Consider the following 14,072-nt stretch of genomic DNA (forward strand, 5'->3'; position numbering starts at 1 on the left):
GTGGTCACGCTGGTGAGCTTGCGTCGTGGCTTCGGCGTGGGCGTGCCGATGATCTGGTCCACGGCAGGCGTGAACGCATCAAAGCGCTGCGGCGGTGGCGGCGGATCATCCGGCGTGATGCGGGCTTCGCGCAGGTTGGCGAGTTGTTCTCTGACTGCTTCGCTGGCGATGGGCCGCAGCATCTGCTCCACCGTGGCCGGAGCTTGCCCACCATTGAGGCGTTGCAGGGCCTCGACGAGTCGCGCATCGACGATGCTCTGGATCAGCTCGATGGGGATTTCCGTGATGGCATACACCACCCCGGTCAGCGAGTTGAGCCCCATCAGGGCTTTCATTTGCTCACGGGCTTCACGCGGGGAGTCGGCATCCACACGGTCATCGAACAGGACTTGGCCAGCACGGCTGGCGATCAGTTTGAATAGTTTCATATCGGGTTATCAGGTTTGGGTTTTGAGTTAGCAGGCAAAAAGGCAGGACTGGTGGCGGGGAAGGTGATCCGCAGGCTGCGTAGCCTTGCGGCGTGCTTGTGCGGTTTTCAGGCGTGGGACAAAGTGCGTGTTGCTCACCTGCATCCCGCGCCAGTCTTCCCAAGCTCCGTAGAGCTGCGTCTCTTTGGCATTCATCCACACCCAACGCCCTGGCAGCTTATTGAGCGCATCAGGGCCAGTGGTGTGGACCACGAGAGCCGCCGCGCGGGTGTCGCTCATCGGCGAGGTGGGCAGCGGTTCCTTGCGGTGCTGCTCCAACCTCATCAAGGCATCCACATACCCGCTCCAAGTGCCGTTGTGGAACAGCACGCTCTCGGCCATGCCGCTCAGGCTGACGGAGGATTTAGGGGTGACGGGGAACGGGTGACACAATCGCGCATCCACTCCACCCACGCTGGCCCAGCGGAAGTGGATGACCACCTCGCCCTCCAGCTTCTTGAGCAGGGTCACGAGTTCGCCGGTGCTCAGGTTCTTCTGCCAGCGCACGCGGCCATCTTCCCTCCATGCCACGCCCGCTCCATGCGGGTTGGCTTCATGGCAGGCATACAGCACCTCAGGCTTCGGGCGCACGGTTTCAGGACATATCAGGATCACACACATATCAGGTTCGTTTCTTGGGTTCGTTGTTCTTGGGTTTGGCCCGGCTATCCGCAGACTGCGTATAGCGCGGGCAAAGGTTTAGAGGTTCGCGTCGGGGTAGCGGCTATCGAACTGCTGGCAGAGCCGCTGCGCGCTCTTGCGGTAGTGGCGGAACTCCGAGTGCAGCTTGCCGAAGAGGCCGAGGGCGACGGGCCGCGCACTGCCCGTCCACCCGAGGTAGTCCCAGAGGAAGCGCAGCCCATCGGAGGCTGTGGCGGTGCGCTTGGCTTGGATCTTGTTCTTGCCGAACCCGCCGAGGCATTGGACCTCGTGAGCGCGGCGACACAGGCCGAGCACGCTGGCAAGGTGATGCAGAATTTTCTCGATGTTCACCGTGCCGGCAAAGACGCGGAACTCCACCACCCCGACGAAGCGTCCGTTGCGGTCACGCTTGAACGCCTTTCTAAAGTTCACCATGCCTCGCCCGCATTGCTCAGCGCACTCGGCTTTGACGCGTTCCTGCTCGCAGGTGACGATTTTGCGCATGTGCTCGGCAGTCTGCTCATAGAGCGGGTGACTGTAGTGGTTGAGATGGCGGTCCGTCCCGGTCTGGCCGTAGAGGCTGCGGGCGTGCCAGCGTGCAATGTGGGCGAGTTTGCGGATGAACTCGCTCACCGCTTTTGTGTCGGAAGTGCCAATAATGGACTCAATGCCCACGGTGATGTGGCAGCCGCAGGAGCGATCCACCGTGGCACCGAGGGCATTGAGCCATTCAACGAATCCGATCAGATGCTCCACGCTGTGCTCGCCATGGAGAATGGGCGACACAAATTCGCAGGGGATCTGTCCGGTTTCGCAGCGGATGGAGCCATCGCGTTCAGCTTTCCAAGGTTCAGCATTGAAGACTGGAGCATTGGTTTGAGGACCCGCCAGCGTGACGCCAGAGGTGACTGGATGACCAGCGTGGTAATTGCCCACAGGCACTCGGCTGGTATGAGGGAGGCGGGTTTCGAGTTCGATGCCCCATTGAATCAGGGCAGCTTTAGGATCGGCGGGTTTCATGTGGAGGAAGGGATGGGATTGAATGAAGTCCATGCGGACTTCCCCTTGGCCTCGTCACCGTGGCTTCCGTTGTCGCACCGTTTTGATCACCATGTGGCGGAGGCGCAGAACACCGTTGTCCATCCATGATTTGCACCATTTGATCTGCTCTCCGATCTAACCCTTAACACCCTACATCAGCATGGCCTTGTGGAGCCGCGTAGAATGCGTTTTACGACGGGGTCCGCTTCACAAGGGATGGCTGTATGACCCAGCCTCACATGCACTTGTTGCGACCATCAGCCTGTCTTAATGAGACCTTCATGCACACTCAGTCGTCGATGAGATGATCAAACAACCCTGGCTGCAAGGGCAGCAGTGCGGCCTGCTCGGCTTTGAAGAAGTCCGCCTTGGTCTTGCCGCGCTTCTTGCCCTCACGCGTGTGGCAGTCATAGGCATATTCAGGGATGGCAACATACTCACCGCTGCTGCGCAGTTCTTGCGAGAGTGTGTCGGCATCAAGCCCAGCCGTTTGATCATAGACGTAGTTTTGCAGATGATCAGGATCACGGCTCTTCTTTGATAAGCACAGCAAAATGACCGCCTTGCTGATGAAGATGCGGCCCTTCGCTTGCTTCGGCGGGATACCATCATTGATCACCAGATAAGAATCATGCAGCGCCTTCACTTCCTGCGTGAGGATGCCCCAGCAGTCTTCCGCGCTGATGGTGAGCAGTCGCTTCCACACATACTTGCCGAAACCGCTCTGCCACAGTTCCAAGGCCCAGTAACCTGCCAAAGCCGCATCACCCCGGCGGATGGCTTTCTGCATGGCAGAAGATACTTCGCTGAAGTTGTAATGACGAATCGTGCGCAATTGCATGGGGTTGGCGGGAAAGAGATCTGGGAGGTCCATGAATGGAGGCCTCGTCACCGTGACTTCGGGAATCCATCCGTTTGCATCACCAAATGGTGGCAGGTGAGGGGCGTGAGTCGCGGTGAATGAGGGGTGCCATGGGGTGCAAACCAACAAAAAGCCCGTTCGAGTGAATCGAACGGGCTTCGCTAGAACTGGGTCCCGGGAGACGACAGATTTCGAGCTGTTGTTGCTGGTTGGTGCAGCGGGCACCGTTAAGCCCGCATCTCTGCATTTCGCAGACAGGTTCAATTGTCTTTCAGGCATCCCTCATTCGGCTCCGGAATGCCCCGGCATGTTTTGTGAAAAGTTGCGGGCACAACCTGTACCTCGTTGCGCAACAAGGTTGCTCGTGGCTGTTTCTCTCCAGCGTTTACTCGAGTGCCTCCACGCCAAAGCGCTTCTGCAACGCAGTCCTCACTGCCTCTACGTCAAACAGATGCATTCTTGGACTCGTCGCCAGATACGGAATCACCCTCTGTGCCACCCAGTTGTCGATGGTTCGCGAACTCACTCCCAACAGGGCGGCGAGCGGTTTCTTTTTCAGCAGCGGGGTTGGAGTGTTTGGAGTTGGGTTCATACAGGGATTCGCATGTCAAACTGGGGTTGCGCAGATTCAGGGACGGATGCCGAACCATTGGTCCGCTGCCTCTCTCGTCACCAGTTCCCGGTAATGCTTGAAGATGATCGCCGGTGAGTTTCCCGCCTCGAGCGCCACCTGAGCCGCACTTTGCACCACCGCGATCCGGTAGCTGATGTAGGAATGACGCAGGGCGTTGTGCGGCCATGGAATGCCCAGGCTCTTGGCCAGACGCCGTGCCTTCAAGAAGACGCCATCGTCAGGAACCAAAGGGCCATTCCGCTCGATCTTTGCCAGCCAGACGGCCAGATTGTCGGTGATGGGCACAATGCGGCGCGAGGCTGTCTTGGCCTGTCCGGCGCGCAACTCGATGATTTTTCGCCCAAGATCCACAGCGCTCCAATTCAGCCGTGCGATTTCAGCACCACGCAGTCCCGCGAATCCACCGATGGCCAGGATGGGAATCAAATCCTCCGTCGCTGCCCTCATGAGTTTCTCCATCTGCTCGGGAGTGAAGATGCCGACATCCGTGTCCGCCTGCTTGCCGCGTTTGAGGGCTTCCGCCACCGTGGCTTCACCCTTCGGCAGGTAACCTCGCCGCTTGGCAAAGGAGAAAAGCTCCTTAACGCGTTTGAGCCAGTTGTTGCGAGTGACCATGGAATGCGCACCACGACGCAGCCAGCCGTCGATCATGGCCCCGGTCACCTGGGTGATCTCGCCAGGGAACGATTTGGCAAACTGGCGGAGGTTCCCGTCCAGCAGCTTTAGGTAGTGCCCGTTCACACCGTCCTGCTTCTTGAGCAGGAGGAGTTCGTCAACCACCCGAGGCACGGTGATGCCAGCCTCATAACTGCGCGACCTCGTCACAAAATCCTCCACTGCCATCAGCAGCGGCACCTTACCCAGCTTGCGCCGGCACTGGAGGTATTCCTCGACGACTGAAACCAAGGGCAGCCCCAACGGATGAAGCATGCCCTGGACAACCCGAAGGGCCTCACGGTCCTGAGGCCGCAGGTCATTGTCGCTGCTCATGCCGCGCTGGATATTGAGTGCGGCCTTGCGGGCCTCTTCCTTGGCGGCATCCAGTGAGCCAAAGGTAAGCCGCCGCCGCTGCTGGTTGAGGTAGAACGCGACAGTGAACCGGGGCATTCCACGGCAGAGGCCCCGGTAGATGGGCACGGCTGCTGAGCCCTGTTTGACCACGGCCACAGGTTTGCCCTTGCCCCTAGGGGGGAGGGCCTGAGTTGTCATGCTTTTGTCATGCATGACCATGGGTGGGGTGTCAAAAGACAGCCCCCTGATGCCGTCCAAAGCCCGTGGAATATGGGCTCCAGAGTGATTGTTTGCCTTGTTTTGAGGGCTCTTTTTAGAAGGCCGTTGGGCTTGGGCAACCGCTGGGCAGGAAGCTCGTTTCAGCAGAGATGTGGCTGACCAGGAACACCGAGAAAGCCAAGTGGCTGGTTTCGGCAGTATTGTCGGGCACAGGCCGCAGCTCTGCCCCCCCTCTCCCCGGTGGTGCATCTCGCAAGCTCCCGGATTTTATCCCGGGGAGAGGGTCGGGGTGAGGGGCCGACGCCTTGCCGGACAATCCTGGAGTTCCCCTCACCTAACCTCTCCCCGCAAGAACACGCAGTGAAGAAAAACATCCCCGGCGGGGAGAGGGACCGATGCAATAGCCTGCCAGACAAAAGGGTTGATGAGGGACGGCAGAGGTGTGTAAAACGGAGCGGATGAACCCTGAAGCCCGTGCGCTTTGTAGCACCGGAAAGTCATCCCTTCGTCCAGCCACTCGGAAGTCACCTTGAGTCATGAAAATCTATGCCCTATTCGCCACTCTGGCCGCCTTGGTCTTTCTGGTTTTGTATCTGTGTACGATCCCCATTCGATGTGGCGGTGGCCAGGGCGAATCATCGCCGAGTGGAGAGTTCGTAGCCAATGCCATGTCGTTGAGGGCGGCAAAACCCTTCGGGATAAATGAGTCCGACGTCTATTACGAATTTAAAGTCTATCGCGATCACACCACGCCATTCAAGAAGCTGGTTCTCTATCCATCAGAGAAGAACAGCGAGGGGTATTTTCGCTCTCTACCAAAGATCATCCGATGGGCTGAGGACTCCTCGGAGGTCACGTTCACCATTCCGGGCGCTACACTAAAGATCGACATGAAGGATCACCCCGAGGAGCGGAATTGAGGCCATGAAAAGCCGAGGCAGCAAGGCGGGCATTGTTCTCCTTTGCTCCGCAGGTTCCCCCGGCTATGGCGTGGGGCATGATTCAAGACACGATTGCGGCGATCTCGACGGCTCTGGGGGAGGCGGCGCTTTCGGTGCTGCGCATTTCGGGCGCGCAGGCGCTGGAGGTGGCGGGGCGGGTGTTTTCGGGGCGGGTGACTTTGCCGGAGATGCGGGCGCGGATGGCGTATCGGGCGTCGGCACGTGGGGCGGACGGGGTGGTGCTGGATGATGGGCTGCTCCTAGTGTTCCGCGGCAAGGGCAGTTACACGGGGGAGGAGGTGGTGGAGTTCCACGGGCACGGGGGGCTGCTGGTGACTCAGAAGGTGTATGAGTCGGTGTTGGCGGCGGGGGCGCGGGCGGCGGGACCGGGGGAATTTACCCAGCGGTCGTTTTTAAACGGGAAGATGGATCTGACGCAGGCGGAGGCGGTGATGGATCTGATCCAGGCGCAGAGCACGCTGGCACTGCGGGCGGCGCATGAGCAGCTCGGCGGGGCGATCGGCAAGGAGGCGATGGCTTTGAAGGAGGTGCTCATTCCGGTGCTGGCGCATGTGGAAGCGTACATTGATTTCCCGGAGGAGGACATCTCCCCAGACACGGGCGCGGCGCTGGTGGCGCGGATGGATGAGGTCATGCTGCGGGCGCGTCGGCTGATCGACACGGGGGAGCAGGGGCGAATCCTGCGGCAGGGGGCGCGGACGGTGATCTGTGGCGAACCGAATGTGGGGAAGTCGAGCCTCTTGAATGTGCTTCTGGGCTTTGAGCGAGCCATCGTGAGTCCGACGGCGGGGACGACGCGGGATACCATCGAGGAGGTGATCCAGGTTCACGGGATTCCGCTGCGGCTGGTGGATACGGCGGGGCTGCGCGCGGCGGAGTCGGCGGACGGGATCGAGAAGGTGGGCATGGAGCGGACGCGGCGTGAGCTGGAGCGGGCGGATCTGATCCTAGAGGTGGTGGATGGGTCGGTATCGCCGACGATGACGAATCGCGTGGAGTTGCCACCTGGGGCGGATAGCCGGCGCATCCTGCTTTTAAATAAAGCGGATCTCGGCGTGGCCGCTGGCTGGCCGGAGGAAGCTGTGAAGATGTCCTGCCAGGCCGGATCAGGCGTGGAGGAGCTGCGGGCGGCGATCCGCGCGCTGGTGCTGCGCTCGGGTCCGCTGCTGAGCGAGCATCCGGTGGCGATCAATGCGCGGCATCAGGTGTGCTTTGAGCGGCTGGCGGTGCATGTGGCGGCGGCAAAGGCAGCGCTGCAAGCCGGGCAGGCACCGGAATACATCGCCCTGGATCTGCGCGAGGCGCTGCAGGCGCTGGGCGAGGTGGTGGGGGTGGTGGACGTGGAAGAGGTATTGGACGTGATCTTTTCCAGCTTCTGCATCGGGAAGTGAAGTCACTCGAAGGTGCATTGTGGTCAGGAATGCGGGTTGTCAGGGAGGTGGGCGGTGGCTCAGACTGGCTGCTCTTATGAAAACACTCCTTTTTGGCCTCGCTTTTGGTTTGCTCGCTGGAGCCTCTGCCGTGCATGCGGTGGATGCAGACGGGAAGCTGCGCATCATCGCCTTTGGCGCGCACCCGGATGACGCGGAATATAAGAACGCGGGCTGTGCGGTGAAGTGGGCGCGGCTCGGGCATCACGTGAAGCTGGTGTCGGTGACGAATGGGGACATCGGTCACTGGAAGGAGGCGGGCGGCCCACTGGCGCAGCGTCGCACGGCGGAGGCGGCGGCCTGCGCGAAGAAGCTGGGGGTGACCTCGCAGGTGCTGGACATCCATGATGGGGAGCTTTTGCCGACGCTGGAGAACCGGAAGCTGATCACGAAGGTGATCCGGGAATGGCAGGCGGACATCGTGATCGCACATCGCCCCTGGGATTATCACCCAGATCATCGCTATGTCGGCGTGCTGGTGCAGGACGCGTCGTTCATGGTGACGGTGCCGTTCTTTTGCCCCGATGTGCCGCCGCTGAAGACGAACCCGGTCTTCCTCTATTCGAGCGATGGGTTTCAGAAGCCCTACCCGTTCAAGCCAGACATCGCGGTGTCGGTGGACGACTCCTTTGAGCAGAAGCTGGACGGCATCCACGAACTGACGTCGCAGGCCTACGAGGGCGGGGCGAGTGGCTCTGCCGAGTATGTGGAAAAGCAGGTGCCGCCCGCGAGCGATGAGGTCGCCCGGCGTGCCTGGCTGAAGCGTCGCTGGGGCGCCCGGCAGAGCAACGAAGCAGAAAAGTATCGCGAGTTGCTGATCCAGCTCTACGGCGAGGAGCGCGGCAAAGCGGTGAAGTATGCGGAGACGTATGAGATCTGCGAATACGGCCGCCGACCAAGTGCAGCGGAAATTCGGAAGCTGTTCCCGTTCTTTGATTGAGCCATGAAGACTGCCCTCCGATCCATCCTGACCGCCAGCGCCCTGCTGGTGGTTTTTTCATCCCACGCTGCGGACCTGGAGGGCTGGAAATTCTGGTCGCCCCGCGCCGAGGCGACGCCGGAGCATGTCGTGAATCCGAAGGCGGGCCGCGATGGCAAGGGCGGGCTGGTGATCGAGACCGGGCCTGGGGAGCAATGGATCGGCTGCTGGGAAAAGACGCTGCCAGTGCAGGGCGGGAAGCATTATCAGTTCGAAGCTTGGAGGAAGTTCCAGAAGGTGCCAGAACCTCGTCGCAGCGTCGTGACGCGGGTGATTTGGCTGGATGAAAAAGGGGGCCGAGTGAAGTGGGAGGAGCCCGCCACTGCGGGTTACGCGAAGGGCACGATCCCGCAGGCCGAGCCCGAATATCCGGCGGATCTGGGCAGCGAGACGGGCGATTGGGGGCGCTTTTCCGCGACTCTTCGTGCCCCGACGGCAGCGCGGCAGGCGAAGGTGGAGCTTTACCTGCAATGGGCCGCGAATGCCCGCGTGGAGTGGAGTGATGTCACGCTGAAGAAAATCCCCTCCCCTGCCCCGCGTAAAGTGCGGCTGGCAACGATCCACCTCCAGCCGAAGGAGGGCAAAAAACCCGAGGACAAGCCACCGCAGTTCGCCCCACTGATCGCCGAAGCCGCGAAACAGAAGGCTGATCTCGTGGTGCTGCCAGAAACACTGACCTACTACGGCACTGGTAAACCTATGGAAGCCAGCGCCGAGACGGTGCCCGGCCCCAGCACGGCGTATTTTGGCAAACTCGCCAAGCAGCACGACCTATACCTAGTGGTCGGACTCGTCGAGCGCGATGGGAAGACGCTCTATAATACCGCCGCCCTGATCGGCCCCGACGGCCAGATGGTCGGCAAATACCGGAAAGTCACTCTGCCACGTGGCGAAGTAGAGGCCGGAATCACCCCAGGGAGAGAGTATCCGGTCTTCGACACGCGCTTTGGCAAGGTCGGCATGATGATCTGCTATGACGGCTTCTTTCCCGAAGTCGCCCGTGCCCTGACCGTGAAGGGCGCCGAGGTCATCGCCTGGCCCGTCTGGGGCTGCAATCCCATGCTGGCCCGCGCCCGTGCCTGCGAAAATCACGTCTATGTCATCAGCAGCACCTATACGGACGAGAAGCAGCACCAGTGGATGATCTCTGGCATTTTTGATCACTATGGCGACGTGCTGGCGAAGGCGACTGAGTTTGGCACCATCGCCATCGCCGAGGTGGATCTGAACGACCATGCTCACTGGAACAGCCTAGGGGACTTTAAAGCGCAGATCCCTTCGCACCGGCCCGCAGCCTTGCAGGAGTAGGCCGGAGAGTCACGAGTCTCTCACGAAAGCTGCGCTGAATCTGGTGTCTCGCATTCTCGAAAACGGAGTCATCATGCCCTAGCCCTGACTAGTGGAGCTAAAACGGTTGAACGTCTTATTTGTGATATGTTTCGCAGGTTTGCTTTTTGCTCCTCATTGCAAAAGCGATAAATGACAGAAAAAGCCTTGCCGTTTTGGTAATTATATAACAAATTCGGATCAATTCTGAATCATGAGGTTGCCAGAGAACCTCCAGACCTACCAACATCACGCTCCCCTCCAACTTTTATGGCTGATCCAGCACAACCCGAACTTATGACGGTCAAGGAAACATCGGAGTACCTCCGTATCCCTCTTCCGACGGTGTACTATCTCGTCCAGCGGGGTCAGCTTCCTGCCGTCCAGATCGGTGGCCGCTGGCGCATCAAGCGCAGCCTCCTCGACCGCGATGTGCTGCGTAAAGAAGAGGAGGCCGGCCAACCTACCGTCATGGTGGTGGATGACGACGTGGCCCTCCAGGCACTCTTTAAGCAATTCCTCAAGAAGGCTGGCTTTGGACGTCTCGTCGTCGGTACAGGAGCCGAGGCCATTGCCCTCGCCAAAAAGCAGAAGTTCGACTTCGTCTTCCTCGACCTTAAGCTTCCTGATGTTCCGGGGGATGAAGTTTATTCCCAACTCAAGGCTCTGCACCCTGATCTCCCGATCGTGATCATCACGGGCTACCCTGACAGTGAAGTGCTCAGCCGCATCCTCAGCCACGGCCCTGTGACCGTGATCAAGAAGCCTCTCGAATACGAACAGCTCAACAAGGCTGTCAAACAGCTCGGCCACAAAGGCTCAGAGGCAGTGGCTTGAAGTGTTTTTAAGCCAGGGGAAAGCGGTGACGGCAAGATGCCCTCCATGGAGGCGTTCCTTCGGGACTTGTGACTCACCGCGCTTTCCTTTTCCTGCTCATCACTGCCCCATCAGCTCAGGCTGACAGCTTGCTCGTCGAAAACGGCCAGCCGCGTGCCGAAATCATCATCAGCGACAAGCCCACGCGCACTCAGCGAGTCGCTGCGCATGAGTTTCGGCAGCAGATCGAGAAGATCAGCGGCGCGAAACTGCCCATCGTCACGCAACCTTCGGGTAATGCGGTCAAAGTGTTCATCGGCACGAGCGATTCATGCCCAGTGAAGGCCGAGGGACTCGAAGACGGCGCGTATCGCATCGCTACGGGTGCGGATTGGATGGCGCTGATCGGCGATGACGCCGATTTCGAGCCGGTGGGGCCGTTTGCGCGGAACAACAGCGACATTCCGCGTGCGCAGGCAGAGTGGGATAAAATCGTCGGAGCACCGTATGGGCTGCCGAATCCCGGTTTGTATAAGCACCGGGCCAAAATCCCGCTCGATGGCGAAATACTCGAAGTCTGGGGCCTCGACGAACGCGGCAGCTTCAACGCGGTGAGCGGCTTTTTGCAAAAACTCGGCGCACGCTGGTTTTTGCCTGGCGAACTCGGTGAGGTGCTGCCCACGCTGAAGACCATCAAGCTGACCAAACTCGACGAAACCGTGAAGCCAGACTTTGCGCTGCGGCAGTTCAATTTCCGCTTCGCCACCTGCGGGCCGGACTCCGCGCTGTGGGTCATGCGACTCGGCATTCGCAATGACGAGCGCCTGCAAATTGCCCACGGCATGGCGAACATGACGAATCGTCAGCCTGTGTTCGACGCCCATCCCGACTGGTTCGCGATCTACGGCGGCAAACCCGACTTCAAGGCTGGCGATTCGAAGTGCCAGCTCTGCTACTCGAACGACGAACTCTTCCGCGAGACCGTGCGTTATGCGCGGGCACTGCTCGACACCTTCCAGCTTGAAAGCGTCTCCATCATGCCGCCCGATGGCTACACCTCCATTTGCCAATGCGAGAAGTGCAAAGGCAAGGACTCGCCCGAGCGCATCGAGCGCGGCCTGCTCAGTGACTATGTGTGGGACTTCGTCAATCGCGTGGCCAAAGAGGTCGGCAAAACGCATCCGAACGCCAAAGTGCTGAACTGCGCTTACGGCGTCTATACCCTGCCACCGCTGAAGATCGCCAAACTGGAGCCCAACGTGCTCGTCGGCATCGTCGGCGGTCGTCGCCCGATGAACATCGCCGCCTCCAAAGCCGAGGGCGAGGCCGCGCCGGAAGCCCTGCGTGCCGCCTGGGCGAAAAAGACCGACAACCCCATCATCAACTTCGAGAACTATCCCTTCACCGATCGCGGCTGGTATCTGCCCGCCTTTGCCGCGAAGTCGATGGGCGACACGGTGATCGCCACCAAGGGCATGTCCCAAGGCGAGGATATCTGGCTCACCGTGCGCAACGACTTCGATAAAGTCGGCATCGGCTTCAATCACTTCCTCGTCTATTTCACCGCCCGCGCCTACTGGCCCGGCTACGAGCCAACCGCAGCCCTTCGTGAGTATTGCCGCCTCTTCTACGGCCCTGCTGAGAGCGAGATGCACACCTTTCTCACCTTCTGCGAAGCGAACTGGAAAGTGATGGGTGAAGACAAGGCGAAGGCGGATGAAACGCTGGCCCTTTTTGAAAAAGCGAAGGCCAAAACCGATGCCACGAGCGTGTTTGGCAAACGCCTCGCTCTCATCGACGACTTCCTCAAAGGCCTGCGCATGAAGTCGCTGCAGCTCGGGCAAAAACGCGGCCCCGTGCCCACCGTGCGGCTCGTCGGCGATGCGAAGGACATCGTTATCGACGGCAAGCTCGACGACGAATACTGGCAAACCTGCCCCACCGCCGCCACCGGCAAGTTCCGCGAGTTGCAAACCGGTCGCACGCCCACCTTTGGCACCTCCTTCAGAGCCGGATGGCAAGGCAACAACGTCGTCTTTGCCATTCGCTGCGAGGAACGACGCGGCGAGAAACCCAACATCACCACCACCCGCGATGACGACCAGGCGCTCTGGCATGGAGACGCCATCGAGATCGAGATCGCCACCGAGACTCACTCCTACTACTCCATCGCCGTCAGCCCCGCGGGTCACGTCGTCGATCTGGATCGCGGCACGCCACGCAGCCAGTGGTTCACCTGGGATGCCAAAGCGGAGGTCGCCACGCACATCGCCGACGATCACTGGACCGTCGAGATCAGCTTGCCCGTCACGCAGGATGAAAACGATCCGCTGCATCAAATCATCGGTCGCCACCCCACGCAGAGTCTGCCATGGCACATCAATCTCTGCCGCCAGCGCATCCGCGAGGACGGCGAGGAGCACAGCGCCTTCTCACCGACCGGCGTATCCAACTTCCATGCCCCGATGAAGTTCGCGCACTTTTATGGTGGTCGCTCCCATCAGTTCGACGCCGATCCGAGCGTCACCGACTTCGCGCTCGGTTTTCAGGCCGCGATGCAAAAGCGCAAGCCCGAGCCCTTCCTCGCTCTCGCCGCCACCACGCCGATCTCCGACTTCCAAAAAGCCGCCGCACTCGAACAAGCCGCGCAACACGACAAGAAGGCCGCGTTGATCGACCAGATTCCCATCGAGGCCGTCAAGAAGACCGCGCAGATGCAAAACCTGCTCGCCAACTTCCAAGCGGCCGAAGTCGTGAAGCAGTTCGGAGCCGAAGACATCATGAAATGGCCCTTCTGGAAGCGTGGCGATGGTTTTCATCATCGCGGTCGCGCCTACTCGATCACAAAAAACGGCGAAACAGCCGAATCCGACCTCAGCGCCGCCTTGGAGTGGATCGGCGATCCACGCACTCGCGAGACCGTTTTGCTCGTGCAGGCCCAAAACCGCGAATTGAACCTCAAAAACGACCAAACTGCCCTGCAAGCCTACGAAGCCATTCTCGAAGGCAAAACCCGCCTCGGTGGTGCCGATGAATACTCCGCTCTCCAAGGCATCGCGCGCATTCAAACGCGAAAAGGCCAGTTCGATGAAGCCTTGAACACGTTGAACCGCGCCGAGCCCGACAAGCTCCAAGGCGTGTGGAAGACGAACATCGCCAAATCCATCGAAGAAGTCCAAAAAGCACGGAAGTAGCCGCGTTCCAACCTGCCACATGAAACGCCTTCTCCTTGCCCTGCTCCTTGTCACCGCGCTGCGTGCTGAACCGGTGCCGGACAAGCTCGTGGTGCTCACGTTTGATGACTCAGTGGCGAGTCATGCCACGTTTGTGGCCCCGCTGCTGAAGAAGCATGGCTTTGGCGGGACGTTCTTCATCACGGAGGGCTTTGAGTTCCTCATCGACAAAAAGAACTACATGACCTGGGAGCAGATCAAGGCGCTGCACGATCAAGGCTTCGAAATCGGCAATCACACGCGCAAACACGCGGGCGTGACGAAGCAGAAGCCGGAACAGCTCGCTGCGGATGTGGAGTTCATCGAAACGCAGTGCGAAAAAGCCGGCATCCCGCGTCCGGTGAGCTTTTGCTACCCCGGCTATGCGACGAGCGAGGTCGCGGCGAAGCCCCTGGTTGAGCGCGGCTACCTTTTTGCGCGTGCTGGTGGTGCGAAGGCTTTCGATCCGGC

The 14,072-nt window shown here is 60.1% G+C and carries 12 protein-coding genes; 7 read left to right on the forward strand and 5 right to left on the reverse strand.

Going from position 1 to position 14,072, the window contains the following annotated elements; all coding sequences use genetic code 11:
• From AC6FTP_RS21670 to AC6FTP_RS21690, 5 genes are all read right to left on the reverse strand, one after another.
• On the reverse strand, positions 1–428 hold a 428-nt coding region (locus tag AC6FTP_RS21670), incomplete at its 3' end, for a hypothetical protein (RefSeq protein ID WP_497208997.1).
• Positions 429–455: 27 nt separating this feature from the next.
• Positions 456–1,088, reverse strand: coding sequence for a class II glutamine amidotransferase domain-containing protein (locus AC6FTP_RS21675; RefSeq protein WP_497208998.1), 633 nt, complete (start codon positions 1,086–1,088; stop codon positions 456–458).
• A 78-nt stretch (positions 1,089–1,166) separates the two neighbouring features.
• Positions 1,167–2,129, reverse strand: coding sequence for an amidoligase family protein (locus tag AC6FTP_RS21680; RefSeq protein ID WP_497208999.1), 963 nt, complete (start codon positions 2,127–2,129; stop codon positions 1,167–1,169).
• A gap of 310 nt (positions 2,130–2,439) precedes the next feature.
• On the reverse strand, positions 2,440–2,991 hold the full coding sequence (locus tag AC6FTP_RS21685) for a hypothetical protein (protein ID WP_497209000.1): 552 nt from the start codon (positions 2,989–2,991) through the stop codon (positions 2,440–2,442).
• A gap of 649 nt (positions 2,992–3,640) precedes the next feature.
• A complete protein-coding gene (locus AC6FTP_RS21690) occupies positions 3,641–4,753 on the reverse strand; it encodes a tyrosine-type recombinase/integrase (RefSeq protein WP_497209001.1) in 1,113 nt (370 codons plus the stop codon).
• Positions 4,754–5,412: 659 nt separating this feature from the next.
• Here AC6FTP_RS21690 and AC6FTP_RS21695 point away from each other — a divergent pair.
• The 7 genes from AC6FTP_RS21695 to AC6FTP_RS21725 form a co-directional block, all read left to right on the forward strand.
• The gene (locus AC6FTP_RS21695; RefSeq protein ID WP_497209002.1) at positions 5,413–5,796 is read left to right on the forward strand and encodes a hypothetical protein; all 384 of its coding nucleotides are present in this window, start codon (positions 5,413–5,415) and stop codon (positions 5,794–5,796) included.
• A 77-nt stretch (positions 5,797–5,873) separates the two neighbouring features.
• Positions 5,874–7,229 (forward strand): tRNA uridine-5-carboxymethylaminomethyl(34) synthesis GTPase MnmE, encoded by a 1,356-nt coding sequence (gene mnmE / locus AC6FTP_RS21700; RefSeq protein ID WP_497209003.1) that lies wholly within the window; start codon positions 5,874–5,876, stop codon positions 7,227–7,229.
• Between the two features lie 76 nt (positions 7,230–7,305).
• Positions 7,306–8,208, forward strand: a complete 903-nt coding sequence (locus AC6FTP_RS21705) for a PIG-L deacetylase family protein (RefSeq protein WP_497209004.1) — start codon at positions 7,306–7,308, stop codon at positions 8,206–8,208.
• A gap of 3 nt (positions 8,209–8,211) precedes the next feature.
• Complete coding sequence (locus tag AC6FTP_RS21710) at positions 8,212–9,555, forward strand: carbon-nitrogen hydrolase family protein (protein WP_497209005.1); 1,344 nt, start codon at positions 8,212–8,214, stop codon at positions 9,553–9,555.
• Between the two features lie 288 nt (positions 9,556–9,843).
• Positions 9,844–10,410, forward strand: a complete 567-nt coding sequence (locus tag AC6FTP_RS21715; RefSeq protein ID WP_497209006.1) for a response regulator — start codon at positions 9,844–9,846, stop codon at positions 10,408–10,410.
• Positions 10,411–10,478: 68 nt separating this feature from the next.
• Positions 10,479–13,583 carry a DUF4838 domain-containing protein gene (locus tag AC6FTP_RS21720; RefSeq protein ID WP_497209007.1) on the forward strand — a complete coding sequence of 1,035 codons (3,105 nt, stop codon included), beginning with the start codon at positions 10,479–10,481 and terminating at the stop codon, positions 13,581–13,583.
• A 19-nt stretch (positions 13,584–13,602) separates the two neighbouring features.
• Positions 13,603–14,072 (forward strand): polysaccharide deacetylase family protein (locus AC6FTP_RS21725; RefSeq protein WP_497209008.1); only part of this gene is annotated, 470 nt, incomplete at its 3' end.

The sequence above is a fragment of the Prosthecobacter sp. genome (genome assembly GCF_044378005.1).
Classification (GTDB): domain Bacteria; phylum Verrucomicrobiota; class Verrucomicrobiia; order Verrucomicrobiales; family Verrucomicrobiaceae; genus Prosthecobacter.

Coding starts and splice junctions, on each gene's coding strand:
- AC6FTP_RS21675 (WP_497208998.1), bottom strand. CDS start 1,088: ATGTGTGTGATCCTGATATGTCCTGAAACCGTGCGCCCGAAGCCTGAG.
- AC6FTP_RS21680 (WP_497208999.1), bottom strand. CDS start 2,129: ATGAAACCCGCCGATCCTAAAGCTGCCCTGATTCAATGGGGCATCGAA.
- AC6FTP_RS21685 (WP_497209000.1), bottom strand. CDS start 2,991: ATGCAATTGCGCACGATTCGTCATTACAACTTCAGCGAAGTATCTTCT.
- AC6FTP_RS21690 (WP_497209001.1), bottom strand. CDS start 4,753: ATGCCCCGGTTCACTGTCGCGTTCTACCTCAACCAGCAGCGGCGGCGG.
- AC6FTP_RS21695 (WP_497209002.1), top strand. CDS start 5,413: ATGAAAATCTATGCCCTATTCGCCACTCTGGCCGCCTTGGTCTTTCTG.
- mnmE (WP_497209003.1), top strand. CDS start 5,874: ATGATTCAAGACACGATTGCGGCGATCTCGACGGCTCTGGGGGAGGCG.
- AC6FTP_RS21705 (WP_497209004.1), top strand. CDS start 7,306: ATGAAAACACTCCTTTTTGGCCTCGCTTTTGGTTTGCTCGCTGGAGCC.
- AC6FTP_RS21710 (WP_497209005.1), top strand. CDS start 8,212: ATGAAGACTGCCCTCCGATCCATCCTGACCGCCAGCGCCCTGCTGGTG.
- AC6FTP_RS21715 (WP_497209006.1), top strand. CDS start 9,844: ATGGCTGATCCAGCACAACCCGAACTTATGACGGTCAAGGAAACATCG.